Origin of the sequence: Streptomyces sp. NPDC093801, assembly GCF_040701585.1 — a bacterium.
Classification (GTDB): Bacteria; Actinomycetota; Actinomycetes; order Streptomycetales; family Streptomycetaceae; genus Streptomyces.
The window spans coordinates 20,017-46,288 of the sequence record NZ_JBFBDP010000046.1 but is presented as its reverse complement, the minus strand read 5'-3'; the positions used below and the strand labels follow the sequence as shown (position 1 = coordinate 46,288).

Sequence of the window (26,272 nt, the reverse complement as noted above, 5' to 3'; positions counted from 1 at the left end):
CCCTTCCGAAAGGACACGATCCGCTCCGTGAACACCCCGACCACCACCACCGACAGCAGCCTGTGGATCCGCCGCTTCGAGCCCAGGCCCGACAGCTCCGTCCGGCTGGTCTGCCTGCCCCACGCGGGCGGCTCCGCCAGCTTCTACCTGCCCGTGGCCCGCGCCATGCCGGACTTCGCCGACGTCCTGTGCGTCCAGTACCCCGGCCGCCAGGACCGGCGCGCCGAGCCGCTCGTCGACAGCATCCCCGAACTCGCCGACCAGGTCTTCACCGCCCTGCTGCCCTGGGCGGACCGGCCGCTGGCCTTCTTCGGGCACAGCATGGGAGCCTCCGTCGCCTTCGAGGTCGCCCGCCGCTTCGAACGGGAGAAGGGCATCGTGGCGGCGGCCCTGTTCGCCTCCGGCCGCCGCGCCCCCTCCGCGCACCGCCACGAGACCGTGCACCTGCGCGACGACGACGGCCTGATCGAGGAGATGAAGAGCCTCAGCGGCACCGACAGCCGGCTCCTCGGCGACGAGGAGGTGCTGCGGATGGTCCTCCCGGCCATCCGCGCCGACTACCGGGCCGCGGAGACCTACGCCCCCGAGCCGGGGGAGCGGCTGCGCTGCCCCCTGCTGGCCATGGTCGGCACCGGTGACCCCAAGGTGACCGTGGCCGAGGCCGAGGCCTGGGCCGAGCACACCGAAGGCCCCTTCGACCTGAAGGTCTTCTCCCCGGGCCACTTCTACCTGGTCCGCGACCACGCCGAGGTCATCGACGCCATGGCCGACGCGCTCCGCACCTCCCTGGGAAGGTGACGGAACGCCACGCCTACTTCCTGACCTGCCCGTTCTCGAAGTAGGCGGCCAGCTGCGGATCGAGCGGCGGGACCCTGCGCGGGGTCCCGCCGTCCCGCAGCGACTGCGTGGCCCCGTACCCCGCGGCCACGGCCATCCGCGCGGCGACCGGAGAGGTGTCGGTGGGCCCGCCCTCCCGGACGAACCGCAGGAACTCGTCGACCAGCAGCGGATCCGCACCGCCGTGCCCGCCCCCCGACGGGACCTCCGGCACGGGATGCCGCTCGTCCGGCTCGGCCCGGTAGGACGAACGCCGCGTGTTCCAGACCCTGACCTCGCCGCCCGGGCCGTCCCCGAAGTTCTCCAGCCGCCCCGCGTCCCCGATGACGGTGTAGTTGCGCCAGTAGTCGGGGGTGAAGTGGCATTGCTGGTAGGCGGCGAGGACCCCGTTGCCCAGGCGCAGGTTCATCAGCGACACGTCCTCGACGTCGATCACCGGGTTCAGGTCCCGCTGGCTGCCCGGCGGCCAGTGCCCCGTACCGGTGTACCAGTCGGCGGTCTTGGGCTCGCCCGGCGCCCGGCGGTGCGGGTTGGCGCCGTAGACCATCAGATCGCCCAGGGCCTGGACGTCCTCGGTGTAGGAGCCCGCCAGCCAGTGCAGGACGTCCAGGTCGTGGGCGGCCTTCTGCAGCAGCAGCCCGTGGGTGAAACGGCGCTCCGCGTGCCAGTCCTTGAAGTACCAGTCACCGCCGAAGCCCACGAAATGCCGGATCCACACCGTCTTCACGGTCCCGACCGCGCCCCGCGCGATCAGCTCCCGCATCAGCCGCACCACCGGCATGTGGCGCATGTTGTGCCCGACGTACAGGCGCGTGCCCGTCTCGTACGCCGTGCGCAGGACCGCGTCGCAGCGTTCCACGCTGATGTCGAGCGGCTTCTCGACGAAGACGGGCCGGCCGGCCCGCAGGGCGCGCCGCGCCAGCGCGGCATGGGTGTGGTCGGGGGTGAGGACCAGGACGGCGTCGATCCCGGGGTCCCCGATCACCTCGCCCGGGTCGGTGCGGATCCGCGCGCCCGGGAACGCCCCGGCCGCCCCCGCACGGGCCTGCGGGTCGGGGTCGGCGACCGCGGCCACCACGGAGCCCCGGCCCGGCCGGTGCGCGGTCCGCGCCAGGGACCCGCGCAGTCCGTAGCCGAGGACTCCGATCCTGAGGTCCGGCACGGCCGTCCCCTCCCTGCGCCGCCCGACGGTCACGGGTCTCCGGCAGCAGGTCTACCACCCCGCGCGGCCGGGGCGACAGACCGCACGGGGTGGCAGACCGGCTCAGCGGCCGGCGGCGCTGCGCCGGATCTCGAAGTGGTCGATCCGCTCGCCGGTCTCGGCCAGCGCGCTCACCTTCAGCTTCGGGAAGCGCCCCGTCTCCACCTCCACCGCGAGGAAGGAGTAGTTCGTGTACCGCACCCGCGACCACTCCACCGTCTCGGCCGCCTTCGCCGCTCCCTTGACCCACCGGAAGGTGTCCACGCTGTCCCGGTCGGCGACGTGCCCCTCGTACGAGTCGGGGACCGGGAAGGCGTACAGCGAGCGCCCGGCCGCGCCGGCCGTCACGTACACGATGCCGTCCCGGGTGGGATCCGTGCGCTCACCGATCGGCACCCTGCGCCCGACCTTGTTCCCCTTGATGGCGTCGGTCCGCTCGTAGACGTGGTTGTGGCCGTTGATGACCAGGTCCACCTGGTGCTTCTCGAACAGCGGCACCCACACGTCCCGCACCCCGCCCTCGGAGGCGTGCGCGCTCGTCGTGGAGAAGGCGCAGTGGTGGAAGAACACCACGATGAAGTCCACGTCGCGGTGGTGGCGCAGCTCACCCAGACGCCGGTCCAGCCAGGCGGTCTGCCTGCCGCCGCTGATGCCGAAGTTGACGGGGATCTCGTAGGAGACGTCGTTCGCGTCGAGCGCCACCACGCCGACGTTGCCGTGCACGAAGGAGTACGCGCCCGGCTGGTTCACCGGGTCGGGGCCGTTGTCCGGCAGCGACCAGCGGGCCTTCTGCCCGCCGTAGCCCTGCGGCGAGTACCAGGCCTCCATGTCGTGGTTGCCGGTGGTCACCATCCACGGCACGGTCTTGGCGACCGTCTCCGTCTGCGCGAGGAACTGGTCCCAGGCGCGCGCGTCGTAGGTGTCCCCGGTGCCGCCCGCGCCGGATGAGTTGGCGTAGCAGATGTCGCCGGCGTGCAGGTGGAAGGCGGGGTCCTGGGCGAGGAGCACCGCGTCGTTGCCCAGCGCGTGGTAGCTGACGCCCTGGTCGCCGAAGGCGGTGAAGGTGAAGTCCTCGGGGTGCGCGGGAGCCGTGGTGAAGGTGCCCAGCGTGCCCAGGTTGCGGTGGTCGGCCGGGTCGAAACCGTCGTGCCCCACCCCGTAGTAGTAGGTCTGCCCCGGCCGCAGCCGGTCCAGGGCCGCGTGCAGGTAGAACTGCTCCGCCGCGGCGATCTTGCCGCCGTTCAGGACCGGGGTGCTCAGGTGCCGCACCTCGGCGTCGATCTTCACACCGAGCGCCCAGGGGCTGGTGCCCACCCGCAGGTACGGCTTCTTCACCGCGAAGGGGACCTGCCAGGAGACCCGCATCTGCGTCTTCGGGTCGGCCCCGTACTGCAGGTGCCGGCCGAACGGCGCGGCCAGCGAGCCGTCCACCCCGCGCCGCGCGGAGGAGGCGAGCAGGGTGGGGGCGGCGTACGCGGGCGAGGCCGCCCCCGCGCCCAGGCCCAGCCCCGCCGCGGCCGCCGTCACCGCACCGGCGCGCAGCGCACCGCGCCGGGTGAACTTGGCGCGCAGGTACTCGTGCTGCTCGGCCATGCTCATCCGGGCGGCGAGCTTCCGGGGGATTCCGAAATCGGGTACGTCGAGGTCCATGGGGGCGAACTTCCTCTCCGGAGGCGACGGGCGGCCCACCACCGGGTGAACGGCGGGGGTACGGACCCCCATGAGAGTCCACGGAATTGCGCCCGCGCCGCCGCCCCGCCGTCCGCACCCGGCATTCGAGCCGTCCACCCGGCCCCTGCCCCGGTGTTCGGGCGATACTGGCGCGATGGACGACCTCGTGCGGTTCCTGCGCGCCTGCCTCGACGACGACGAGGCCGCCGCCCGCGCCGCCCTCGACGGCACCTGGGGCGCGTCGCGCCTGCTGGCCCAGGTCCATGCGACGCGGATGCTGCTCGACGCGTCGAACGCCTCCTGCCCGCCCCGGTGCGCGACGGAGCACTGCTTCACCGGAGGCTGCTCCCTCGGCCGGATGGGCCCGGTGCACGAGGCCGGCGGCGAGCGCTGGCTGTGCGACGACATAGGCCGCCGTTTCCCGGTACCGCCGGTGACCTCGGAGTGGGCCCTGCGCGTCCTGGCCCTGCCCTACGCGGGCCGGCCCGGCTACCGTCAGGCGTGGTGGCCCTGAACCACCCGGCCGGCCGGCTGCGAGGACCGGCGCCATGAGCGGGAGCGGCCATCAGCCGGACGACCGGCGGACCGTCGCGGCCGCGGCCGGCCACGGACACCGGGATCGGATCGACGCCCACCTCGCCCACGTCGCCTCCGGCCGCCTCGCCCCGGCCACCGCTGATCCCGGTGTGGGACCGCCGGCCTAGCGCGGTGAGCGGCCGGCGTCCTCGTCGCCGAGCTCCCGGACGATGTCCAGATGGCCGGCGTGGCGGGCGTACTCCTGCAGCACGTGGAAGAGGATCCAGCCCAGGGTGGGCCGCGGGGTCCCGTCGTCCGGGAAGCGGCCGCCCGCCGCGGCGACGGTGGACAGCGGGGTACCCGACGCGACCGCCCGGGTGTACTCGCCCCCGGCGTGGAGCGCGGCGAGCAGCCCGGCGGCCGTCTCGTCCGGGCCGACGTGCCAGCGGTCCGCCGGACCGCGCTCACCCCAGGGCGCCGGAACCGGCTCGCCGCGGAAGCCCCAGCGCAGCCAGCGGCGCTCCATGTGCACGAGGTGCTTCAGCAGTTCGAGGGCACTCCACCCGGACGGCAGCAGACTGCGGCGCAGCTCCGCGTCGGACATCCCCTCGACCCTCCCGCCGATCACGGACCTGTAGTGGTCGAGGTAGTCGAGCAACAGCACACCGGGGTCGCAGAGTTGCCGGTCCGGTTCGGGCACGGTGGAGTTCATGCCGCCGAGTCTGCCACCGCACCCGGTACCGGCGAGGCCGGGGCACCCGGGCCGGCGCGCGGCACCGGACCCCCGGGCCGACGGCGAACGGCGTGCGACGGCCGGCAGATGAAGGCTGGACACGACGAGGTCCGGACGCCCGTCGGCACACCGCGCCGCGGCGAGGGCGGCTTCCAGCACCTCCTCGCCCAGGTCCCTGCGCCCGGTCCGCCGTTCCTCGGCCCTCAACGCCTGGTAGGCGGGCCCGTGAACCCCGTGAACGGCGATTTCCCCGAAACCCGACCGCTCCGCCTCGGCGCGGAGCTCCGAGGGGGCGCGGTAGAAGGTGGCGGGGCCGTCGGGGCGCGGGCGCAGCCCCGTGGTCGCGATGCCGACGGCCTCGGGCGCAGCCGGGTCCAGGAGCCGGGCGTACCGGTTCAGGGCGGCCGCGGCGACCAGCCCCCCGGGCCTGACCACACGCCGGGCCTCCCGCCAGGCACGGGCTCGCCCCGCCTCGTCCGGCAGGTGGTAGAGAAGGCCGAGCATGAGCACGACGTCGAAGGAAGCGTCCGCCTCCCCGAGGCACCGGGCGTCCCCCACCCGAGCGGCCAGACCCTGAGCGCGGGCCTGCACCACGTGCTGCTCCACCGGATCGACGACGAGGACCCGGTACCCGCCGTCGGCGAGCCGGCGGGCGTGCACCCCCGGCCCGCTGTCGAAGTCCTGCTGCGGCCGGCGGGGACGGCCGACCGGGCTGCCGTTGGAACGGGCCGCCGACGTGGGCGCCCGGCACCGTCACCTGGGGCCGGAAGACCCCTGCTCGTACCGTGTGGGGCGCACGAGCGGGTCGATCTCCCGCAGCACCTCGTGCAGCCGTCGGGCTCCAAGGGCCAAGGGGGCGTCGGTGTCCCGCATCAGCTCCTCGCAGAGCCGGAGCGCCTCGTCCAAGTCGTCGGAGAAGACGCCGAACACGTCGAACGAGGCGGTGTCGATCCAGTCGCCGTGGTTCGGGCCCGCCTCGGCCAGCGCGGAAGCGACGACCGACAGCCCCGCCCTGTCCTTGCGCCGGAGCAGAGCCCGCGCGGTGTGCAGGGTGACGAAGGCGGTCGAGGAGCAGGTCGCGCAGCGGCCCGAGGGCCTCCGGCATCTCCGCGAACCCCGCCAGGCCGTGTCCGGCGTCCGCCCGGTCACGCCACTCCTGGCTCTGCCCGAGCGCGCCGAGCGCCAGCACCGCCGCATACCGCGTCCCACTGCCCACGTGCCACCCACCTCCGACGCGGTCAACGTAGCACCGGCTCCGACAAGGGGCGGGAGGAACCCGGGAGTCGGAGGGAACGGGCCGACCAGGGTTTCCCCCGAGCCCCCGTTATCGCAGACACGGCGGCGACCGATGAGTTTCTCCGGGGCCGGCAGTCACAATCCCTGTCCGGTGCACCGGCCGGACCCAGGCAGACCCGGACAACGAGATACCGAGGAACCCCACGATGCGTACCCTGATCAGCACCGCGTTCATCTCCCTCGACGGCGTCGTGGAGGCCCCGGGCGGCGAACCCGGCTACCGCAACTCCGGCTGGACGTTCAAGGACGTCGAGTTCCTCCCCGAGGCGTTCGAGATCAAGGGCCGGGAGCAGCAGGAAGCCACCGCCATGCTGATGGGGCGGGTCAGCTACGAGGCCTTCAGCCCGGTGTGGCCGGACATGGCGGACTTCGCCGGCTACAAGGCGATGCCGAAGTACGTCGTCTCGACCACCCTCACCGAGGACGACCTGGTGTCGAACTGGGGCGAGACCACGATCCTGCGCTCGATCGACGAGATCGCCGCGCTCAAGGAAGGCGAGGGCGGCCCGATCATCGTCCACGGCAGCGCGTCCCTGAACCGGGCCCTCTCGGACGCCGGCCTGATCGACCGCTACCACCTGCTGGTCTTCCCGCTGCTGCTCGGCGCGGGCAAGCGGCTGTTCAGCGCCACCGACAAGGACGCCCAGAAGCTGAAGCTGGTCGAGCACGAGGCCTACGCAAACGGCCTCCAGAAGAACGTCTTCGACGTCGTCCGCTGACCGGCGTGACGCCCCTTCCGCCCCCTGCCCCGCCGCCCGCCCGGTCCCCGGAAGGCGGACGGTCCACCCTGGCCGGGTGATCGACGAGGAGGACTTCCGGGTCGGCGACGTGCTGTTCGAACCCCACCCGGACCGTGAGCGTGCTGCGCCGGGGCCTGTCCCACCGCGAGTTCCCGGACGGAAGCCATCTCGACGGCTCGGGGTACGGCATCCACCCGGGTGACGGGATCCCCTTCACCTTCGACCTGCTGATGCGTCCGTACGCGTTCCTCCGGGCGGGCGACGAGGTCGCCGACGCCGGCCGGGCATGGCGGTTCGACGGCCCCTGGGACTGGACCGCCTTCGACGGGGAGCCGGCTGGCGCGGGTCCCGAGTGGCCGCTCGTGCTGCTCACCCGTACGGGAACACCGTGCTCCGTCGAGGACGCCGCGGCGGTGGCCGCCGGCACGGCGAGCGGTTCCCACCGGCAGACGATCCGGGACTGGACATCCGTCACCGAAGCCCCGCCCACACCCTGAACGAGGCTGCCGCCACGAGAGGGTGCGGCGCGGGACGGTCCCCTCAAGGGCGTTCGAAGGCCTGGAGGGTGCCGCCGATCGAGAAGCACAGCGCTCCGCACAGCGTGCCCCAGTTGGCGATGTCGGCGTTGACCAGGCTTCCGGTGGCCGGCCGGGTGAACGCCGCCAGCGCCGAGACCATGAACAGCACCGATCCGAGCTGGTTCACCGCCACCACCCACCAGCCCAGGCTGCGCGAGCGCAGGCAGGGGCGGCCCCGGTGGCAGATCTCGACGAACGCGAGGTGTCCCGACGCCAGGAACAGCACGCAGCCGACCACGTCCGGTGCCCAGATCAGCCGGTTGGCCTGCTGCACGCTGAGCCCCTGGAGGAAGGAGTCCAGCAGGTTGACGCCGAACACGAGCGTCCCGACGAACAGCAGGAACGCGCTCAGCCAGGCCACCCGCATCGGCTCGTACCCCCACCACCGCCAGCCCGCGGTGACCAGCGGGCCGCCCCCGGGGGTGTGGCGGGGCGCGTTCAGCACCTGGAGGAGCGAGGTGTAGCCGCCGGTGTTGAAGAACAGGCCGCCCGCGAAGTAGACGGCGGCGCTCTCCAGCGGGTCGCCCGAGCCGAACTGGGCCACGGCGGCGCCGAGGGCGAAGAGCAGGCCCCCGACGACGAACGCACCCGAGGCGAGGGCGTTGAGCCTGCGCAGCCGTCCGAGGGCTTCGGCATCGGCGGCCGGTGACAGGGCCGGCGTCCCTCCCGGCCCGCGCACCGACAGGGCTCCGCGCCGACGGGCCACCCGCGACTCCCACACCACCGTTCCCCCTTCGGGGCGGTGCCAGGTGAGCCGGGTGGTGAAGGGTCCCGCGCCTTCAGCGCGCTGCTCGGGCTGTCCCACGGCCCGAGCGTAGCTCCGAGGACGGCTCCGGGCGGAGCAGGCCCGCCGTGCTGTGTCCCGGCGCCGGTCGAGGACGGCGGGTCCGGGCCACCGGTTTCGGAATCTGCAATTCCGGGGACGGTGTCCCCGCATCCGCCGTGACCGATCTTGCGCCATGACGGCGCCCGACAGGACAGCAGAGGGAAACGATGGGTCTGAAAGGCGCGCGCCGGACGGTGACGTCGGCCGCTCTCGCCGCAGTGGCCGCCCTCGCACTGGCGGCTCCGCCCCCGGCCGCCGCCGTGCCCGGGACGGCCACCGCGCCGTCGTCCGCCACTGCGGCCGTGGGGCGGGAGGCCTCCCCGAAGCCGTCTCCGCCCCGCCTTCCCCGAGACTTCCGCGGCAAGGGCGAGTGGATCGTCCGCGACCTGGGCATCACGGTGCCGTTCACCTGGGAGGGACGGGGCGGCGACAGCCAGATGACGGCGGGCGGCCCCCAGTACCCGATCTGGTTCACCAACCTGATCCACCACGGCACGCTCTACACGCTGACGTACAAATGGCCCGGTCTGACCGAGCATCCCTGCTCCCGCATCCCCGGCTTCGACCTGGAGTCGCTGAACGGGCTGCTCGCGAAATCCCGCTTCGTCGGCCCGGAGACGCTGCGCCGCACCCCGCAGCGCAAGGTGAACCACTGGAGGGTGGGCGTCGTCCTCCCGGAACTGCCCCCGGGCAACCACCCCCGCCTGCCGCTCGGACTGGGAGACGTGTACGTCGACGAGAACGACCGGAGCACCTTCTGGCAGGTGCTGCAGTTCGGTGTCCAGAACCTCTACGATCCCGAGCTGGACGAGTGGCTGGTCATGGACACCTTCGAGCACCGGCCCGGGACCGTGACGCTTCCCCGGCGGTGCGAGCCGCCCCGCTGAACCCCGCACCGGCCGAGGTGATTCACCCGTTCGGGTCTCGCCCCCCGGGGTTTCCCGGTGCGGCGCGAGGGGATGATCCCGCGCGAGGCGCACTGCCTCGGACCGGCGAGGAAGGGTGTGAAGGGTATGCCTCAGCAGGGGACCGTGAAGTGGTTCAACGCGGAGAAGGGGTTCGGCTTCATCGCCGTGGACGGCGGGGGCCCGGACGTGTTCGTGCACTACAGCGCGATCCAGTCCTCCGGCTACCGGTCCCTGGACGAGAACCAGCGGGTGGAGTTCGAGGTGACCCAGGGGCAGAGGGGCCCGCAGGCCGACGAGGTCCGCCCGCTCTGACCCGCCCCCTCCGACCCGCCGGGTCTGACCCGCCCGCTCCGACCCGGGCGGACGGGCCCGGCGTACGCCGGAGTCCGGCCGGAGCCGGGGACGACCACGGCCGCCCGAGCCGGGCGGCCGTGCTTCGGCCTCACTTGTCGTACACGAGCAGGTGGTCGCAGGTGTCCGTCCCGGAGGGGAGGGACGAGTCGCTGTTGAGGACGTAGAAGGTCCCCGCGAATCCCGCCGCCGTCATCTTGGGCACGACGATCAGGGTCTGGCCCGCCATGTCCAGCCCGAACCTCCGCACCACGTACAGGTTCACCAGGTCGAAGAGGTTCTGCGTGAGCGTGCCGAGCCGCAGGACCCGGTAGGTGCGGTCGCCCGATCCGTCCGCTCCCGTGACGAGCGCCCGGAACTGGGGGTCTCCCCACTGCGACGGCTGGGGGGCGACGCGGCCGGCCGCCTCCAGGGCCTGCAGCCGCCGCTGCGTGCTCTCCCGGACGCCGGCCATGTGGATGTGCAGCTGGTTCATGCGCCGGGCCGCCTGGGAGTTGATCCCCAGACCGATGTTGTCGTACTGGACGGGGACGTCCCCTCCGCGGCGGGCGTTCTCCCACGCCTCGTGCCAGTAGTTCGCGACGGTCGTCGTCACCAGGAACGGGCACTCGATGCCGGTGATCCGGCAGCTCGGCAGGAGCAGGTAGTTGTGCGGGTTCTCCGGTTTGCCGTGCAGCACCACGTAGTTGGGCGTGGTCTTGAGGCAGTTCGGCTTCTGCCCCGACGGCGGGACGATGCCCTGGGTGCAGTACTGCACGTCCTGCCACAGCGGGTCGCTGTCGGTGGGGCTGCCGCAGAGGTTCTGCAGGTGGGCGGGAGGACAGGGGTTCTGCCCGCCTCCCGGTGGCGCCGGATCCGTGGGACAGGGGCAGCACGACGGATCCGCGGCGGCGGCCGCTCCCGCGCCCGTCGCGGCGGCCGCGCCGCCGCCGGCGCCGGTCAGCAGCGCTCCCGCGCCCAGGCCACCGAAGAGTGCCACGAACCGGCGCCGGGGCATGCCGTTCGTCGTGCGGGGCGTGTCGTTCACAGGCGAGCTCCGATGGTCGACGACCGCTGGTCCGCTCACAACGTAGGCGGTCGTCCGTCCTTTTCCCGGGAGGGAAAGGGGGGAACGGCGGCCATTACCCCGGAAGGCGGTCAGGCCGGCGGGCTCGGCCGGCTCGGCGGGCTCGTGGGGGAGGTGGTCCGGCCGCGCGCCGAGAGGCGGGCCAGGAGGCGTTCGCGGTGCCGGGGGTCGGTGGCCAGGGCGATCGTGGTCCACGCCATGGCCAGGCCGCCGTCCAGGACAGCCCGGTCGGCGCCCGCGCCGATGCCGTAGCGGGTGAACTCCGGGTTGTGCATGATCGCGGCGCCGCAGTCGTAGCCGATCATCGGGTGGATGGTGGGCACGACGTGGGAGACGTTGCCCATGTCGGTGGAGCCGCCCCTCAGCGTCGGGTCGCAGTCCTGGACGCGGCGGCCCAGGTCGCGGGCGGCCGCCAGGTAGTGGCGGCCGATCTCGAAGTCCTGGCGCAGGTCGGCGTAGTCGTTGCCGACGGACTCCAGGGCGAGTTCGGCTCCGGTGGCCAGCGCGCCCGCCTCGAAGCAGGCCCGTACGCGGGTCTGGAGTTCGGCGAGTTCCCCGGCGGTGACGGCCCGGCAGTCGTACTCGGCGCTCGTCCGGGCGGGGATCACGTTCGCGGCCTCGCCGCCGCCGGTCACCACCCCCGAGACCACCGCGCCGGGCCGCATCTGCTGGCGGTACGCGGCGATGGCCACCTGGGCGATCATCATGGCGTCGGCGGCGTTGACCCCGCGTTCGGGCATCGCGGCGGCGTGGGCGGCGCGGCCGGTGTAGCCGACCTTCCAGCTGCTGATGGCCAGCGAGCTCATGCCGACCGAGTCCGAGGGGGCGGCGTGGACCATCATCGCGGCGGCCACGTCGTCGAAGGCGCCCGCGCGGAGCATGTCGACCTTGCCGCCGCCGGACTCCTCGGCCGGGGTGCCGAGGAGCTTCACGGTGATGCCCAGCTCGTCGGCGAGCGGGGCCAGGGCCAGGGCGGCGGCGACCGAGGCGGCGCCGTTGACGTTGTGGCCGCAGGCGTGGCCGATGCCCGGGAGGGCGTCGTACTCGGCGCAGATCCCGACGACGAGCTCCCCGCTGCCGGCGGTGGCGTCGAGGGCGGTGGGCAGCCCGTACGCCTCCCGGGTGACGGCGAAGCCCCCGCGTTCGAGGAGCTCGGCGATCCGGCGGGCGGAGCGGTGCTCCTCGTAGGCGAGTTCGGGGTCGGCGTGCAGGGCGTGGCTGAGGCCGAGGACCTCGTCCTGGCGGGCCGTCAGGTGCGCGCGGGCCCGCTCGCGCAGGGCGTCGGGGGCGGTCATCGGGAGGACCTTCCGGTGGCGTGCGGGGAGCGGTAGAGGAGGCCGAGGGCGGCGCCGGCCAGGGCGACGGCGGTGCACAGGGTCCAGGAGACGGTGTAGGCGCCCAGTTCGGGGAGGGCCTGCCCGGCGGGGGTACGGGCGGCGAAGACCGTCAGGACGGCGGCGGCGCCGATGGATCCGCCGACGTTGATCAGCAGTTCGTTGATGCCGGAGCCGACCGAGGTCCGCTCGTGCGGCACGGACTCCACCGCCAGGGTGCGCGTGGAGTGCTGGAGGAAGCCGGTGCCCAGGCCCGCGACCGCCGTGCCGGCCAGGAACAGCGCCTGGTGGGTGTGGCAGGTGAGGGAGACCAGGTAGCCCGCGGCCATCAGCAGGGAGCCGCAGACCAGCGTGAGCCGGTCGGTGAAGGCGGCGGCGACGGCCGGTGCCAGGAGGGCGCCCAGGGCGAGGGAGAGCATGTTGGGCAGCATCGCCAGGCCCGTCGCGAACGGGTCCAGGCCGAGCCCGTAGCCGTGCTCGGCGGGGCTGGTCCCCATGAACACGGGGTTCGCCACCTGGAGGCCGATCATGCCGAAGGTGAAGGTGAGGGTGACCAGGGAGACGATCACGACGTTGCGGTGGCGGAACATCCGTACGTCGATCATCGGCTCGGCGGTGCGCAGTTCCACGCCCACCCACAGGGCGGTGACGAGGACGCCGACGGTCAGGACGGCGAGGGTGCGGGCCGAGGTCCACTCCCAGCCGGGGGTGCCGCCGAGGCCGAGGCCCAGCATCAGGGCGACCAGCCCGAGGCAGAGGAGGAGGCCGCCCGCCCAGTCGATCCGGCCGCCGGGCCGGTGCGCCGACTCGGGCAGCAGCGGCCAGGAGACGGCCAGGGCGAGGCCGGTGGCGACGGCCGGCACCCACAGGGCCGCGGTCGGACCGTCCACCGCCTCGGCGACGAAGCCGCTGGCGACCAGGCCGAGGGCGATGCCGCCGACCAGGGCGGCCACCATGAGGCTGATGCCCCGGCGGCTCTCGCCCTCACCCCCGCCGTCACCGCCGTCCCGGGCGCGGTTGCGCAGGATGCCCACGAGGAGGGGGAAGAAGCCCGCGAAGGCGCCCTGGAGGATCTGGCCGGCCAGCAGGGTGCCGAAGGAGCGGCTGAGACCGACCAGGACCGAGCCGAGCAGGACGATCGCCAGGTTCCAGCGGAGCACGCGCCGGTGGCCGTACAGGTCGCCCATGCGCGAGAGCACGGGGGTGAAGGCGACGCTGGCCAGCAGGTTGGCGATGCTGATCCAGTTCAGGTCGGCGGCGGAGACCCCCAGGGTGTCCGTGAGGCCGCGCAGCAGCGGGGAGAGGAAGCCCTGGGTGATGCCGCTGGAGAGCTCGACGAGCGCGACGGAGGCGATCACGGCGGCGGCGGGGGTGGCGTGTATGGCCGGTCCGAGGGTGGGCGCGTCCTGGGCGTCCGGGTGCGTCATACGTACCACCTGTTCGGGGAGCGCCCGGGCGGGGGGCCGGGGCGGGAAGGGGCGGAGGAAGCTCCGCCGGGGGAGGGGCCGCCGCACCCCCGTCGTCGGCCGGGGGAGCGGCGGAATCCGCACCACAATGTCCGGTGCGCGCCGCGCCCCGGGCAATACCGGCCCCCATAATCGGGTGAACGAGGCATGGGCGCGGCCGGCAGCGGCGGATTCCGGCACCCGTCCCCCGGCCGGGGTGCGGTTCGGACACCTCGCGCGTGCCGGTTCCGGCATGCCGTACGGTCGCCCGGCCCGCCCGCGCACGCCCTGGAGGCAGCCATGACCGCCGAGCCCCTCCCGGTGCTGGACGACGTCGACCACCAGGTGCTGCGCGCCCTGCACCGCGACCCGCGCGCCGGATTCGCCGAGGTCGCGGCCGCCGTCGGGGTGCACGAGCGGACGGTGGCGCGCCGCCTGGAGCGGATGACCGCGAGCGGGCACGTCCGGTTCAGCGCAGCCCTCGTCCCCGAGTACCAGGGCGAGGGGATCACCGCCGAGCTGGCCGTCCGCTGCACCCCCGGCCGGGTCCACGAGACGGCGCTGGCCCTGGCCCGGCGGACCGAGACCCGGTCGGTGGAGGTGGCCACCGGCGCCCTGGAGGTCTACGCGGAGCTGCACGCACCCGACCACGAGGCCCTGCTGGTCCTGGTGGACACGGTGGTCGGCCGGCTCGACGGGGTGGTCGACATCCACTCCAGCGTGGTGCTGCGGCTGCTGCTCACCGCCGCGGACTGGGCCCCGTACGACGACGAGCCCACACAGGCCCGCCGGCTGGCGATGGCGGGCGTCCCGCAGCCCGAGCCCCTGCCCGTGGACGAGCTGGACCGCGCCCTGGTGGCACTGCTGCACCGCGACGCCCGCATGTCGACGACCCGCCTGGCCCGGGAGCTCCGGGTCGGCGAGAGCACCGCGCGCCGCCGCCTGGCGCGGCTGATGACCTCGCACGTCCTGCACCTGCGACTGCACGCGGATCCCGCCGTGCTCGGCTACCCGGTGGAGGCCCGCTTCCGCCTCGGCGTGGCCCACAGCCGCCTGGACGCGGCGGTCCGGCGCCTCGCCCGGGAGCCGGCCGTACGGCACCTGGTGGTCACCACGGGCGCGGCCGCGCTGCTCGGCTACTCCAGCCACCGGGACATCGGCGACCTGCACGCCTTCACCACGCGGGTGTTCGCCGGGATCGAAGGGGTCAGCTCGGCCGAGACGGCCCTGCTGATGCGGACGTACAAGCGCGCGGGCATCACCGCCTGAGCCGACGGCCGGCCACCGGCCACCGGCCGCCGGGCGCACGGGCCGCGGCCTGAAGGGGCCGGGCCGGGGCGGTGCGACCCCGCAGGCCGGCACCGCGTCGGCTCCGCTCCGGGTCGCCCGAACGGCGCAAACGGTCCGCCACCGCACCCGGCGCCGCGTTCCACCTGTTCAGGGGCCGGTCGGGGCGGTGACCGGGCCGCTCCGTGCGGCGCGGCCCGGGAGGTCGGGCGGGCCGGTCCGGCCCTCCAGGCCATGCGGCGGGCCAACGGCACCGCGCGCTGGGCCGACCCACCGGAACCGGCAAGACCCACTACGCGTACGCCGTCCTCAAGGCCATCGCCGAAACAGGCCGCGGCCTCCGCGAAGCCGTCCGGACGCTCCGCCCCCGCAGCGGATAGCGAGACCGGCACCCGCTGACCGAACAGTCACAGAACAGCAACACGGTCGCCCCCCAAGCACCCCGAACGGCACCCTTGCACTCCACCCGCAGCACCACAGGAGACCAGCATGGGATTCCTCGACCAAGCCGCCCTGCAGCAAGCCAAGAAGAGCCAAGGCGAGACCAACGACCGCCTCGACGCCCTCCTCGCCGAACAGCAACAGACAAACGCACTGCTCACGCAACTCATCAGCCTGGTCGCCCCGCCCCCGATCCAACCCCCGCAAACCCCCGGCTGGGCCTGGAACCAGTCCTGGTCGGCCGCTCGAAAGGCACCCCGTCAAACGAGAAGGCCCCACCATCGACGGCGGGGCCTTCCTGCATCTCCGCGCTACGAGAGCCCGCCGCAGGGCGAGGTGCCGCAGCTACCGATGGCGGAACAGGCCGCGCCTGCACTGTCGGTTCGCTAGCCTGTCGCGCCTCGCACTGATCAGTCAGGGGGCCGTCGATGTCGGTCATCGAGTTCAACCTCGTTCTTGCCGGGTTTGCCATCGTCGTAGCGATCGTCAAGGAATGGTTCAAAGCCGCCGATCGGCGCGAGGAGCGCGATCGGCTTGAGAACGCCGCCGAGCACCTCAAAGAGAAAGCCAGCCTGGCGAGCCTGGTCAACCTCAACCGGATGCTCCTCGAGCGCTACCACGGCATCGCCACCAAGCAGGCCAACAAGGCCTTCTACAGCCGCATCGGGGCGATGCTCGTTGGCCTGGCCGTCCTGGTCGTGGCCTTCGGCGCATCCATGAGGTTCACCGCGACCGGCGAACGCCTGTTCATCGGCTCCCTCGCCGTGGTCTCCACAGCCTTCGTCGGCTACCTCAGCAAAACCTTCCTGGCCGTCTACGACCGCTCGCTCCAGCAGCTCAACCAGTACTTCAACCAGCCGGTACTCAACCAGTACTTCCTGTCGGCCGAACGAATCGTCGACCAGCTGGAGCCGCCCATGCGTGCCGAGCTTCTTGCCCAGATCGCCAAGGACGTCCTCGCGACCGGCAAGAAGATGCACGAGGCCAGCGCCACGACCTCCCCGGCGCGCCGGACGGGCATCGGACGACAGCGCACCGCGCCTGCACCGCAGCAGCAGCCGCCCGCACCGTAGTCACGCCAGCCGGGACCCGATCCGGAACCGCACCTCAGTTGCAGCCCGCCGCACATCCTCCGACGACGCCTCCTCCTCCGACACACCCGACAGCACCATCAGCGCCCGAGCCTCGTCACCGGTCGACAGCCGGAGACGAGCCTCGGGCGCACCGTCCAGCAACGCATCCAGCAGATCCGCACGCCCTCGTCCATGCCCGGACCAGCGCCGGCAGACTGCCGAGGTCACCAGTCCGCGAGGACCGCCTACCGAAATCGGTAGGTGCGCTACGGTGATATCGCAGCGATGGCTTGAGCAGTGAATCCAGCATGGAGGCGGGCGTGGGCGAGACACCGTGGACCATCGAACGGATCTGCGAGGCCCTGGGTAGCCCAGACCTCGCCCAGCGATTCCTCGCCGAGATCAACCGCGCGCCGGCGCACGAAATCCTCGCCGTCTTCGCCAAGTGGGAACGCATCGCCGCCAACACACTCGCCGCCGTCGACCGCGCGCGCAACCTCGCCGAGTACGACGAGCGCGGCGAACAACTCCCAGGCGAATGGATCGATGCCACCCACCGCATCCTCGACGAAACAGGCGCTGCACGCGGCGCGGCGTGAACTGACAGTATGGGCATGTGTACGCACTGAAGCTGAACCCGGCCGCCGAAGCCGTCTGGGATGCGCTCCCGTCACAGGCCGGCGACAACCTCGGCCGAGCCCTCGCCCTCGCCTGCGAGAGGCCGCTCGAAGCGACACACCCCTACGGCGTCGACGACAAAGTCGTCCGCCAGATCCTCACCCCGGAAGTACGGGCACTACTCCTCGTCGGGCAAACCACGAGGACTGTCGCCGTGCTCCAGATCGACTACCTCGGCTGAGGTGAAGCGTATGGCCGGCACTAAGATTCTGATCTCTCCGACCGGCTACGCACACCTGCCCGGCCAGTGCGTCCATTACGTCGAACACCCCGACGCAGCCAACTGGGGATGGATCAACGATGCCGACCTGCGCTACTGGGAACGCATCCACGAGAACAACCCCGCCCCCGCCACCAGCGGCAACCTAGACCTCGCGGCCACCCGCCGCTGCCGGCACTGCGACACCAAACTGCAAGCAGGCTCGCTGAACGACGAAGGCCCCGCCACCAGCCGGTGACGGATGCTTCCATGCCTCAGGGGCAGCGCACCCGCTTGCGCAGCAGCCCGAGCACGTCCATCAGGGCTATGCCTCGGCTGATCCCGCAGCCTCCGGGTCCCTGTGCGGCCGGGCTCCCTGTCGATAGCATCCTCGGCATGGACGACCCGCATCAGGAAGGGGAACTGATGAGTCGGGAAGCCCTGGTCGCCTTGGTCGCTGTCGTGTCGGCGTGCCTCATCTGGCTGGTGTGATACCTCCTCGCCCGGATCAACTCACCTGCGCGATCCGCACGCTCCTACCCTTCCCGTCGACCCGGGCGAGCCGGGACAGCCGACGCCAGGGACATTCACGTGAGTCGTGCTGATCTCAGGGAAGACCGCCGCGCTGGACCTTCCCGCAGCCCGGCTCCCGCCGGTCAAGTTCGCCATGCGGTCGCAGCGGGCGACGGTGCGATCGCAGCCGGAGGCGACATCGTCAACTCGATCGTGCTACCGGGACCCACCTTTGACTCCGGCCTTGGGCCCAGCACGACACTCCGCAGGCGCGGTGACCCACGGCGGCGCCCCCGAACAGGCGACACCAGTCGAGAGCAAGCCGCCCCTTTACCTGCCAACAGGGCGGGTGCCGACACCGACGCCGAATTGACCAAACTACGGGCGGAATTTCAAGCATTCGTCGCCCAAGCCCAGCTGAGGGCGACAGGGCACTGGATGGGACTCAGGGACCCCGAGCTCATAGCCCTGGCTGGAGACCCAGACGGCCCCGCAGCAATGGCCAACATCACCACCGCACTCAGCTCCCTCTTCGAAAGGATCGGCCCCCCGCCCGAACACCTCGTCAAGAAGACAGGACCAGGCGATGGGGGTGGCACGAAGTGATCGAAGAGAGCGCCGAGAGGAACGTACCCGCACAGGTGCCCAATGGCCTCGCCTATGCGCTGCAGTGGAGTCAGCTGCCAGTCGAGCACCTGCAGGCCGCCCTGAAAGCCATCGAGCCCGAGCTGAAGCGCGAGCATGAGCTCCGCGCCCTCGCCACCCTCTTCGTCCTCCGCAAGAACGACAGGACCCTCAACGCCGGCGCCGCACGAACCGCCGCACGCGCCCTCACCGCCGCCCAGCAACAGCAGGCGGTGCCGCCGCCCACGGTCAGCGGCCCCGTCGCGTAGGTCGGAGACGACGACGTCGCCGTCCGGGGCCAGCACCTCGCCGACGCGCGAGCGGGCGATGACCCACTCATTCCATTCCCGCTCGGCCACGGCCAGCTCACGCTGTTCCAGAAGCCCAACGGCCGACGGCATCCCCGACCTCCACCCAAGTGACGACACGACACGTCACCACTCCCACGAGACCGCCGAAACTACGCCTGAACAGCGAGAACGCAGTCCTCAAGTCCGGAACGACAACGGCCACTGAGAGCCGGCTGCCGTCGTACCCCCTGTCGCATCGGGCGCTGTGGCACCCTGCGACCTGCGCAGATGGGCGCTTACCCCCGTGCGAGGTCGGGGCGCGACAGAGTCGGCTCAGGGTCTCCTTGGACGGCATTCACCGGTGGGTTGCTATGGTGACGGCCGATCAGCGACGGCTTGGGCGGGGGGATCCGTGGGTTCGCAGTATGGAAGTGACCACGCAGGTTTCGGGTGCGCGGCTTGCTGCGCAGAGGACGCCCTGGTGGCGCAGGCGCACCATCAGAGCCACAACGGGGTCCGGGTCGAGAGGATGATTCAGGACGACTCGCATTTCATCGTCTCTGTCCAGCGCTGCGGCCTCTGTTCGCAGGCCTTCGCGAGCGTCTTCACCGAGTACGTTGACTGGGTCGCCTCACGGGACGCACAGTACCGGACCGTTCTGCCGATCACGGACGCCGAAGCGGACGACCTGGTGGCGGGGCGGTTGAGCCCACACCAGGTCGGAGCCCTCGGACACGGCCGCCGCCATCTGCAGAGCGACTGGCCGAGTGGGGCCGACGAGCCGTCCGTGTACTGGGGCAGCGGCGTCTTCCAGGTGCGCGAGGTGTACTGACCCGGATGGCCTCGCCGGCCTGGCTCCGCCCCGTCTGCGGCCGCACACCCCTGGCCGCTGACTGCAACGCGGCCCGTGTTGCACCCCTGAGCTGGGCTTTCGCCTCTTGGGACTGCGGCCGGGCCGCGTGGTAGAGGGCGTGTTGCCCCCCCTGCGCGCGGCTCCTGCCGCAACCGCCGCGGAGCTGGCCGCAGGCGCGAGGATGCGGTTGGCGTCCCCTGTCACATGCCTACCGCGGCCGGACCTGCGGGTTTAGGGTGCTGCCACCGGACCGTCCCGGGCCGGCGCCCCTCTCCGCTCCCCACGGGAGGGTCGTCGCGCGCCTACGGATCGCCGGTCTCCTGGTACAGGTGCGGCCGCCCGCCCTGCCAGGCGATGGCCTCCGAGTCGCCGAGCACCAGCTCGTCGGGATCCGGGACGCCGAGGCGCCGCAGGAACTCGATCAGGTCGGCGTCGGAATGGGCGACGCCGAGGACGGTGTCGATGCCGCGGATGCGGATCACCACCCGCCGGCCGCCGGTGGGGGAGATTCGGTGCACGAGGATCGGCGCCTGTTCCATCCTTCCAGCCTGTGGGGCCGCGGCCGGTCCAGCACGCCGAGCGCCGTGTCCGGCCGACAGTGGGTGCAGGCCTCGACGCCCTCGGCGAGTGCCCGGCGGGCGACGTCGGCGGTAGCCGACTTGCAGCGGGTGCGGGTGTCCCAGCGGTCGCCAACGTGGACGCGGACCGGCTGCCGCCCCGTACCGATGCCGTGCTCGAGGACCCAGTCCGGCGGCGGGGTCGGCGCCAGCCGGGGTGTCCGCTCGACCGCCGCGGCCTCCTCGACGGCGATCTGCTGCCGGACCCGGTCCAGGGTCATGGCGAGCCACGTCTCCAGGGTGCGGAGGCGGGGCAGGTCGGGCGGCGGATCGGACCGACGGGCGGAGCCGCGTCCATGCTTCGCGATGCCGGACGTGCTTCTTGAGCTCCTGCTCCACTTCGGGCTGCGGCACGGCCCTTCTCGGCCGCGTAGGCGATCACAGCATCCCGAGGGCGAACAGTTCTACCCGGGCCAGCCCCGCCGCCTGTACGACGCCCTCACCGCCTCCAAGGACCACCTCAAGCTGACGGCGGCCCAGGGCGCGCAACCGCACTGCTCCCCCTGGCCCCGCAACTCCACCGCGAGGTCGTCTTCGACTGGCTCACCAAGACCCTGAACACCTGGCGCCCGGCCGTCCTGCCTCCCCCTGTCCCTCCCGCTCGTGGCCGAAAAGGGCTCCGGCCCTCCGCGTCCGGCCGAGACTGGTGGAAGATGATCATCAGAGTGAGCAGGAAGCCAGGGTCCCCATGAATCCGTACGAGTACGTGCCCGCCGACGATCCGCTCTTCGGCGCGGTCCGGATCGAACTCGACCACGAGGCCGGGACGCTGGGCGTGAGCGGGGACGGCATACCACCGGTCGAGATCCGGCGGGCCCCGCACACCGTGCCGGACGACCACGTGCCGATCGGGACGCGGGACCCCGAGCGCCTCACGCTGCTCGTCGACGGCACGGAGGAGACCCTGCGGCCCTCCAAGGGACACCTGACCCGGCGCTCGTACCGGGTCGAGGTCGTCTCCGGAGCCCGGGAGTGCCGCTACCTGCTGGTTCCGGACTCTCTCGCCACCAGTCGGCTGCTGCGCGACGAGCGGCCGCTCGGCGTGTTCACCTCGAGCGGTGACGGGCGCGTGTCGGCCGACTGGGAGGCGGAGAGCGGGTCCGAGGGTGCCCGGGACCCTTATGACGCGTCCGTGGGGTACGGGCTGGCCGCGGCATTCGGCACGGGTGCCGAACCGATGTGGCAGATCACGCTGAACGCCGCGCTCGAACTGTGGCCGTGAAAGCGTCCCGGTCCTGCGCCGGGAGCAGCGGGTGGGAGCAGGTCGAGCGTGCCACGCACGCGATGCCGTCGTAGTCCTCGGCCGGGACGGGCGGGGCCGTGTTCCCACGTGGATTCGGCCGGCCGTGCGGCGTCCGCCCGCCCGCCCCGGGCCCTGGTGGGCGGGGGCGGAGCGGGCGCCGGGGCGGGGGTCAGGGGGTGCGGAGGGCTACGGCGGCGTGGTGGCCCTCGGGGACGGAGACGTCGAGGAGGGACCAGCCGGGGACGGCGGCGGGGAGCGGGCCGGAGCCGACGTAGTCGGCGGCCGGGTCGGCGGAGAGGCCGACCCCCAGGCCCTTGAGGTAGGCCTCCTTGCGGGTCCAGACCCGGGTGAAGGCCAAGGGGCGGTCCGCGGCGGGCAGCAGGGCGAGTTCGGCGGCTTCCCGGGGGTGCAGGACCGAGGCGGTCTCCGCGATGGTGGCGGTCGGCACCAGTTCCTCCACGTCCACGCCGACCGGGGCGGTCGCGAAGGCCAGCAGGCTCAGGCCCGCCCCGTGGGAGAGGGAGAAGTGGAGGGTGCCGCCGGGCAGGACGGGCCGCCCGTGGGGTTCGTCGCAGTGGGCGCAGGGGGCCCGTTCCACGGTGACCTCGCGGGGGGACAGGCCCAGGTAGGCGCCGAGGAGGCGGCGCAGGGCCACGTGGGCGCAGACGTAGGAGTCCCGGTCGCGGTCGCGGACGAACTCGGCGGCGCGGGTGAGCTCCTGGGCGTCCAGGGTGGCGGGGGCCCGGCGGTGGGCGTGGTCGCGGTACTCGGTGGTCTCCACCAGCCACACCTCGGGTCCCGGGGCGGGCCGGGCGGTCACGGTGATGCCGCGGGTCCCGCTCCCGGTGGCCCCTTCCCCGTCGCCGGGCACCGGGTCGGGGCCCGGGTCGGCCAGCCGCTGCGGGACCAGGAGCCGGGGGACGGTCAGGACGGACATGACGGTCATCGGGGTCCCCTTCAGACGGCGGCGGGCACGGGCAGGTTGGCGGCGGAGGCGGGCTCCTCGGCGCGGGCCGGGTGGCGCAGGGCGAGGACGGCGGCGACCGGGGAGGCGAAGGCGATGGCCCCGCAGATCAGCCAGGTGGTCTGGACGCCGAGCCACAGGGAGAGGGAGCTGAAGACGGCGATGGAGAGGGGGGCGGTGCCGATGCCGGCGAGGGACAGGGTGGACATCGCGGCGCCCATCCGCTCCTCGGGGGCGGACTGCTGGTAGAGGGTGACGATGGCGGGGCCGTTGAGGCCGGAGAGCAGGCCCACGGCGGCGGCGACGGCGGTCAGGGAGACCACGGAGGGCATGAGGGCCATGACCAGGATGCCCGCGGCCAGCCCGGCGCCGGTGACGACGAGGCGGACGTACATGGGGATGCGGTGCGCGAGGGCGGCGCCGAGGGCGCTGGAGCCGAGGGCCCCGATGCTGAAGGCGGCGAGGACCACGCCGACCGCGCCGACGCCCCAGCCCCGTTCGGAGACCAGCAGGGGCAGGGCGACCTCGGCGGGCCAGGAGAAGGCGAGGTCCAGGCAGAGCGAGGCGATGAACATCCAGCACAGCCGGGGGTGGCGGGCGAGGAGCCGGAAGCCGTCGCCGGAGCGCTTGACCAGGCAGACGCCGGGCTCCGGCTCGGGCCGGGTGAAGCCGTGGGTGACGTGGAGGAGGCAGCCGAGCCAGACGGCGCCGGTGAGGGCCGCGACGGCCAGGGCAACCCACAGTTCGCCGACGGTGATCAGGAAGGCTCCGGCGGGCGCGCCGAGGATGGGGGCGACCCGGAGGACCATCGCGTAGAGGGAGTTGGCGCGGGCGAGCTGGTCCCCGCGGGCGAACATCGGCAGCAGGACGCCCGAGGCGGGTCCGGCCAGGCCCAGCAGCACCCCTTCGACGAGGGCGATCACCACCAGCGGCCACAGGGTGTGGGTGCCGGCGACGACGACGGCGCCCGCGGCGAGGACCGCCACGCGGGCACTGGTGGTGCGCAGCAGGACGAACCGGGGCCCGAGGGTGTCGGCGAAGGCCCCGCCGAAGATCAGCATCAGGGCCCGGGGGACGGTGGCGGCGAGCATGAGCAGGGTGACGGCGCGGGTGCCGCCGATCTCGACGGCGGTCCAGTTCATCGCGATGAGCAGGGCGAAGCCGCCGAGCTGGACGGCGGCCTGCCCGCTGACGAGGGAGGCGACGCGGCCCCAGGGGACCGGCGGCCGCTGCGGGGCGGCGGAGCCGGCGGTGCCGGTGCCGGGGGCGTCGGTGGTGTCGGTGGTGGTCATGGGCGGAGTACCCGTTCTCTGGCAGGAGTGGGAGGCAGGTCTGGGGCGGGGCGGTCTCGGGCGGGGCGGTCTCGGGCGCCGGGGCGGGCCCGGTCAGGCGGCGAGGGCCCGGTGGACCGCCCGCCGGGCCGCGTCGGCGGCGTCCTGCGGGCGGGGCGCCGGTCCGTAGGCGCGCAGTTCCAGGTGTCCGCCGAGGTGGCCGTGCCCGGCCTCGGCGAGGGCGCGGGCGGCGGCCGCCGCGGCGGGGCCGGAGCCCGGTCCCGGGCGGACGGTGAGCACGGGCGGGCCGTCGGGTCCGGCCGGCCGGAACCGGGCGCGGACCAGGGCGCGGCGCAGCCGGGCCGGGCCCGGTGCGGCCCGCTTCACGGCCGGTCCCCGGCGGGCAGGGCGGCGCCGCCGGGTGCGGGTGCGGCGGCCGGGTCCCACAGGTCGGCCGGGTCCAGGTCGCCGGTCCGGTACTTGCCGAGGGCGCCGACCAGCAGCCGCAGTTCGAGGGCGAGGGCGTCGACGAGGCGTTCCAGCCCGTGCCCGGGGTCCTCGTCGACGGCGAGCAGGGCCGCCCGGCCCAGGCCGACGGCGCGGGCGCCGAGGGCGAGGGCGCGTACCGCCCGGCCGCCCTCCCAGATCCGGCCGGTGGCCAGCAGGTCCCCGGCCGGGGTGCCGATCCGGCGCAGGCACTCGCCGAGCGGCAGGCCCACCTGGTCGAGGAAGACCCGGGGCGCCCAGCCGGTGCCGCCCTCGGCGCCGTCGACGGTGACGGCGTCGGCGCCGGCGGCCCAGGCGGCGGCCGCGGCCCGGCCGATGTCGCGGCCCGGGTGGAACTTCACCCAGGTCCGGGCCAGCGGGAAGTTGTTCCGCATGAACCGCAGCTGCTGGCGGACGATCTCCTCGGTGAAGGTGCCGGGGGTGGCGCAGCGCAGCCACCGGTCCGGGTCGCCGAACACGTCGTGGACGGCGAACCGCCCGGCGAGCCGCCCGGCTTCCCCGGCGCCGACCACGGTCATGCCGCCGAGGCCGGGCTTGGCGCCCTGGCCCACCTTCAGTTCGAAGCCGAGCCGCCCGGAGTCGCGCAGGGCGCGGGTGCCGGGGTCGCTGTAGAGGAGGTTCCACACCTCGGAGTCGGCGTCCTCGGTGGACTGCTGGACGACCACTCCGCCGAGGCCGTCGGGGACGGTCTGCGCGTAGACGGCGATGCGTTCCAGGAGGGCGGAGCGGACGCCGTCGCCCTCGCCTCGGCGGTAGCCGTGCACCGGGACCATGTTCTCGCCGATGACCACGGGGAGGCCGAGCCGGGCGGCCTGCCGGGTGGCGGCGAGGGCCAGGTCCCCGCTGCCCGCGCGGGTGGAGCCGAAGGCCGACAGGTACAGGGGGAGCGCGGTGGTGAAGCCGCCCGTGGTGCCGCCGAGTTCCACGTCCTCGTAGGAGGGTTCGCGGCCCAGGTCGATCAGCTTCTCCAGGCGCCGGGGCATGAACACCGGCGGTACGATCCGCAGCCGGTCCAGGGCGTCCGGCCCGTGCGGGGGCTGCCCGCCGGGGGCCGGGGAGGCGCCCGCGCCCGCGCCGTAGAGCCCGCCGCCGTCGCCGTAGCCGTCGGGGGCGGGGAACACCTCGGCGGTGCCGGCGCGGGCCCGGGCCCGCACCTCCCGCTCGGGGAAGCCGTCCGCGTACAGGGTGCTCACGGCGCGATCACCCCCGGGAGCTTCGGATAGGCGCTGACCTGCCACAGGGCGTCCAGGCCGGTGAGGAAGCGCACCAGGCGCTGGAGGCCCATGCCGAAGCCGGCGCTGGGGGAGATGCCCTCGCGGGCCAGGTCCAGGTACCAGGCGTACTTGGCGGGGTTCTCCCCGCTCTCCCGCATCCGGGTCACGAGGGTGGCGTAGTCCGACTCGCGTTCGCTGCCGCTGACGAGCTCGCCGTAGCCGCCGTGCGCCAGGAGGTCGAAGTTGCGGAGCACGCCGGGGCGTTCGGGGTCCTCGCGGTCGTAGAAGCCGCGCGAGCCCTTGGGGTAGTCGTCCACGAAGAAGGGCCGGTCGGCGGCGAGGGAGAGGATCCGCTCGCCCGCCCAGTCGATCTCGGCGTCGGGGCTCTGCGGGTGGCCCTCGGCGATCAGCTGCCCCACCGCCTCCCCGTGGGTGCGGACCTCGAACTTGCCGGCGCGCAGCTCGGCGAAGTCCAGCTCGTCGCGGCCCAGTTCGCGCAGCAGCTCGGGGACGGCCGTCCACACGTGCTCCACCACGTGGGTGAGGAGCCCGGCGGCGATCTCCTGGGCGTCCTCGCGGGTCCCCCCGGCCATCTCCACGTCGATCTGGTGGAACTCCACCAGGTGCCGCCCCGTGGCGGCGGTCTCCGGGGGCTCCACCCGCACGTTCGGGGCGATGTAGAACAGCCGCGGGAAGCCCTTCAGGGAGGCCTGCTTGTACAGGATCGCGCTGGTCATCAGCTTGTACGGGCGGCCGTAGTAGTCCACGTCCAGGGCCTTCGCCCCGCGGCCGCCCGGGTCGGTGACCGGGCCCACCAGCGGCGGCAGCAGCTCCGTGAACCCCTCGCCGCGCAGGAACTGCCGTGCCGCGTACAGGGCTTCCTGCTGGACCAGCATCGCGGACCGCAGCTGCGGTGAGGCCAGGTGTTCGCCCAGCGGGGGCGGGGTGGTGAGGTCCATGTCGACTCCTTGTACGAGGGATGGGGAAGACGGCGGG

The 26,272-nt window shown here is 73.3% G+C and carries 31 protein-coding genes; 16 read left to right on the top strand and 15 right to left on the bottom strand.

The window, feature by feature from the left end; all coding sequences use genetic code 11:
* Positions 1 to 27: 27 nt before the first annotated feature.
* Entirely contained in the window at positions 28 to 798 is a 771-nt protein-coding gene (locus AB0469_RS36345) for an alpha/beta fold hydrolase (protein WP_366455829.1), read from the top strand.
* Positions 799 to 811: 13 nt separating this feature from the next.
* Here the strand turns inward: AB0469_RS36345 and AB0469_RS36340 are convergent, their stop codons facing one another.
* Entirely contained in the window at positions 812 to 1,999 is a 1,188-nt protein-coding gene (locus tag AB0469_RS36340; protein WP_366455828.1) for a Gfo/Idh/MocA family oxidoreductase, read from the bottom strand.
* A 102-nt stretch (positions 2,000 to 2,101) separates the two neighbouring features.
* Positions 2,102 to 3,688, bottom strand: a complete 1,587-nt coding sequence (locus tag AB0469_RS36335) for a metallophosphoesterase family protein (RefSeq protein ID WP_366455827.1) — start codon at positions 3,686 to 3,688, stop codon at positions 2,102 to 2,104.
* Between the two features lie 175 nt (positions 3,689 to 3,863).
* On the opposite strand from AB0469_RS36335, the gene AB0469_RS36330 reads away from it, so the two are divergent.
* Positions 3,864 to 4,223, top strand: coding sequence for a DUF6221 family protein (locus tag AB0469_RS36330; protein ID WP_366455826.1), 360 nt, complete (start codon positions 3,864 to 3,866; stop codon positions 4,221 to 4,223).
* Between the two features lie 34 nt (positions 4,224 to 4,257).
* The gene (locus AB0469_RS36325) at positions 4,258 to 4,413 is read left to right on the top strand and encodes a hypothetical protein (RefSeq protein WP_366455825.1); all 156 of its coding nucleotides are present in this window, start codon (positions 4,258 to 4,260) and stop codon (positions 4,411 to 4,413) included.
* Here the strand turns inward: AB0469_RS36325 and AB0469_RS36320 are convergent.
* Both AB0469_RS36320 and AB0469_RS36315 read right to left on the bottom strand, forming a co-directional pair.
* Positions 4,410 to 5,618: a DUF664 domain-containing protein gene (locus AB0469_RS36320; RefSeq protein ID WP_366455824.1), complete on the bottom strand. Its 1,209-nt coding sequence runs from the start codon at positions 5,616 to 5,618 to the stop codon at positions 4,410 to 4,412. The two genes, AB0469_RS36325 and AB0469_RS36320, sit on opposite strands and share 4 nt — an antisense overlap.
* 93 nt (positions 5,619 to 5,711) lie before the next feature.
* The gene (locus AB0469_RS36315) at positions 5,712 to 6,107 is read right to left on the bottom strand and encodes a hypothetical protein (protein ID WP_366455822.1); all 396 of its coding nucleotides are present in this window, start codon (positions 6,105 to 6,107) and stop codon (positions 5,712 to 5,714) included.
* 293 nt (positions 6,108 to 6,400) lie between these two features.
* Here AB0469_RS36315 and AB0469_RS36310 point away from each other — a divergent pair, with 293 nt between their 5' ends.
* Both AB0469_RS36310 and AB0469_RS36305 read left to right on the top strand, forming a co-directional pair.
* Positions 6,401 to 6,973: a dihydrofolate reductase family protein gene (locus AB0469_RS36310; protein ID WP_366455821.1), complete on the top strand. Its 573-nt coding sequence runs from the start codon at positions 6,401 to 6,403 to the stop codon at positions 6,971 to 6,973.
* A 134-nt stretch (positions 6,974 to 7,107) separates the two neighbouring features.
* Positions 7,108 to 7,491, top strand: a complete 384-nt coding sequence (locus AB0469_RS36305) for a hypothetical protein (RefSeq protein ID WP_366455820.1) — start codon at positions 7,108 to 7,110, stop codon at positions 7,489 to 7,491.
* Between the two features lie 43 nt (positions 7,492 to 7,534).
* On the opposite strand, the gene AB0469_RS36300 is transcribed toward AB0469_RS36305, so the two are convergent.
* On the bottom strand, positions 7,535 to 8,377 hold the full coding sequence (locus tag AB0469_RS36300) for a hypothetical protein (RefSeq protein ID WP_366455819.1): 843 nt from the start codon (positions 8,375 to 8,377) through the stop codon (positions 7,535 to 7,537).
* Between the two features lie 215 nt (positions 8,378 to 8,592).
* Between AB0469_RS36300 and AB0469_RS36295 the strand changes: the two genes are divergently transcribed.
* On the top strand, positions 8,593 to 9,285 hold the full coding sequence (locus tag AB0469_RS36295; RefSeq protein WP_366455818.1) for a hypothetical protein: 693 nt from the start codon (positions 8,593 to 8,595) through the stop codon (positions 9,283 to 9,285).
* Positions 9,286 to 9,411: 126 nt separating this feature from the next.
* Positions 9,412 to 9,618 (top strand): cold-shock protein, encoded by a 207-nt coding sequence (locus AB0469_RS36290; protein ID WP_366455817.1) that lies wholly within the window; start codon positions 9,412 to 9,414, stop codon positions 9,616 to 9,618.
* A 130-nt stretch (positions 9,619 to 9,748) separates the two neighbouring features.
* Here the strand turns inward: AB0469_RS36290 and AB0469_RS36285 are convergent, their stop codons facing one another.
* The 3 genes from AB0469_RS36285 to AB0469_RS36275 form a co-directional block, all read right to left on the bottom strand.
* Positions 9,749 to 10,684 (bottom strand): CDP-diacylglycerol diphosphatase, encoded by a 936-nt coding sequence (locus tag AB0469_RS36285; protein WP_366455816.1) that lies wholly within the window; start codon positions 10,682 to 10,684, stop codon positions 9,749 to 9,751.
* Positions 10,685 to 10,794: 110 nt separating this feature from the next.
* Positions 10,795 to 12,018, bottom strand: coding sequence for an amidohydrolase (locus AB0469_RS36280; protein ID WP_366455815.1), 1,224 nt, complete (start codon positions 12,016 to 12,018; stop codon positions 10,795 to 10,797).
* Positions 12,015 to 13,484, bottom strand: a complete 1,470-nt coding sequence (locus AB0469_RS36275) for an MFS transporter (RefSeq protein WP_366455814.1) — start codon at positions 13,482 to 13,484, stop codon at positions 12,015 to 12,017. The genes AB0469_RS36280 and AB0469_RS36275 overlap by 4 nt, the downstream gene beginning before the upstream one ends.
* Before the next feature lie 318 nt (positions 13,485 to 13,802).
* On the opposite strand from AB0469_RS36275, the gene AB0469_RS36270 reads away from it, so the two are divergent.
* The 8 genes from AB0469_RS36270 to AB0469_RS36235 all read left to right on the top strand — a co-directional run bounded on the left by AB0469_RS36270 (position 13,803) and on the right by AB0469_RS36235 (position 19,439).
* Entirely contained in the window at positions 13,803 to 14,771 is a 969-nt protein-coding gene (locus tag AB0469_RS36270; RefSeq protein WP_366455813.1) for an Lrp/AsnC family transcriptional regulator, read from the top strand.
* A gap of 507 nt (positions 14,772 to 15,278) precedes the next feature.
* Positions 15,279 to 15,620, top strand: coding sequence for a hypothetical protein (locus AB0469_RS36265; protein ID WP_366455812.1), 342 nt, complete (start codon positions 15,279 to 15,281; stop codon positions 15,618 to 15,620).
* Between the two features lie 38 nt (positions 15,621 to 15,658).
* Complete coding sequence (locus tag AB0469_RS36260; protein WP_366455811.1) at positions 15,659 to 16,303, top strand: hypothetical protein; 645 nt, start codon at positions 15,659 to 15,661, stop codon at positions 16,301 to 16,303.
* 320 nt (positions 16,304 to 16,623) lie between these two features.
* Positions 16,624 to 16,902, top strand: coding sequence for a hypothetical protein (locus AB0469_RS36255; protein ID WP_366455810.1), 279 nt, complete (start codon positions 16,624 to 16,626; stop codon positions 16,900 to 16,902).
* A 17-nt stretch (positions 16,903 to 16,919) separates the two neighbouring features.
* Complete coding sequence (locus AB0469_RS36250) at positions 16,920 to 17,162, top strand: hypothetical protein (protein WP_366455809.1); 243 nt, start codon at positions 16,920 to 16,922, stop codon at positions 17,160 to 17,162.
* Between the two features lie 10 nt (positions 17,163 to 17,172).
* The gene (locus AB0469_RS36245; RefSeq protein WP_366455807.1) at positions 17,173 to 17,439 is read left to right on the top strand and encodes a hypothetical protein; all 267 of its coding nucleotides are present in this window, start codon (positions 17,173 to 17,175) and stop codon (positions 17,437 to 17,439) included.
* Between the two features lie 856 nt (positions 17,440 to 18,295).
* Complete coding sequence (locus AB0469_RS36240) at positions 18,296 to 18,586, top strand: hypothetical protein (protein WP_366455833.1); 291 nt, start codon at positions 18,296 to 18,298, stop codon at positions 18,584 to 18,586.
* 502 nt (positions 18,587 to 19,088) lie between these two features.
* Positions 19,089 to 19,439, top strand: coding sequence for a hypothetical protein (locus AB0469_RS36235; RefSeq protein ID WP_366455806.1), 351 nt, complete (start codon positions 19,089 to 19,091; stop codon positions 19,437 to 19,439).
* Positions 19,440 to 19,762: 323 nt separating this feature from the next.
* Here the strand turns inward: AB0469_RS36235 and AB0469_RS36230 are convergent, their stop codons facing one another.
* Both AB0469_RS36230 and AB0469_RS36225 read right to left on the bottom strand, forming a co-directional pair.
* Entirely contained in the window at positions 19,763 to 19,999 is a 237-nt protein-coding gene (locus AB0469_RS36230; RefSeq protein WP_366455805.1) for a hypothetical protein, read from the bottom strand.
* Positions 19,939 to 20,298 carry a DUF6233 domain-containing protein gene (locus AB0469_RS36225; protein ID WP_366455804.1) on the bottom strand — a complete coding sequence of 120 codons (360 nt, stop codon included), beginning with the start codon at positions 20,296 to 20,298 and terminating at the stop codon, positions 19,939 to 19,941. Before AB0469_RS36225 ends, AB0469_RS36230 begins: the two co-directional genes overlap by 61 nt.
* 467 nt (positions 20,299 to 20,765) lie before the next feature.
* Here AB0469_RS36225 and AB0469_RS36220 point away from each other — a divergent pair, with 467 nt between their 5' ends.
* Positions 20,766 to 21,299 (top strand): hypothetical protein, encoded by a 534-nt coding sequence (locus AB0469_RS36220; protein WP_366455803.1) that lies wholly within the window; start codon positions 20,766 to 20,768, stop codon positions 21,297 to 21,299.
* Between the two features lie 190 nt (positions 21,300 to 21,489).
* Here AB0469_RS36220 and AB0469_RS36215 read toward each other — a convergent pair whose 3' ends face one another.
* The 5 genes from AB0469_RS36215 to AB0469_RS36195 form a co-directional block, all read right to left on the bottom strand.
* Positions 21,490 to 22,266, bottom strand: coding sequence for a 4'-phosphopantetheinyl transferase superfamily protein (locus tag AB0469_RS36215; RefSeq protein ID WP_366455802.1), 777 nt, complete (start codon positions 22,264 to 22,266; stop codon positions 21,490 to 21,492).
* A gap of 11 nt (positions 22,267 to 22,277) precedes the next feature.
* Positions 22,278 to 23,576: an MFS transporter gene (locus AB0469_RS36210; RefSeq protein WP_366455801.1), complete on the bottom strand. Its 1,299-nt coding sequence runs from the start codon at positions 23,574 to 23,576 to the stop codon at positions 22,278 to 22,280.
* A gap of 93 nt (positions 23,577 to 23,669) precedes the next feature.
* On the bottom strand, positions 23,670 to 23,942 hold the full coding sequence (locus AB0469_RS36205) for a hypothetical protein (protein WP_366455800.1): 273 nt from the start codon (positions 23,940 to 23,942) through the stop codon (positions 23,670 to 23,672).
* On the bottom strand, positions 23,939 to 25,255 hold the full coding sequence (locus AB0469_RS36200) for a glutamate synthase-related protein (RefSeq protein ID WP_366455799.1): 1,317 nt from the start codon (positions 25,253 to 25,255) through the stop codon (positions 23,939 to 23,941). Before AB0469_RS36200 ends, AB0469_RS36205 begins: the two co-directional genes overlap by 4 nt.
* Positions 25,252 to 26,235 (bottom strand): asparagine synthetase A, encoded by a 984-nt coding sequence (locus tag AB0469_RS36195; RefSeq protein WP_366455797.1) that lies wholly within the window; start codon positions 26,233 to 26,235, stop codon positions 25,252 to 25,254. Before AB0469_RS36195 ends, AB0469_RS36200 begins: the two co-directional genes overlap by 4 nt.
* Positions 26,236 to 26,272 lie beyond the last annotated feature (37 nt).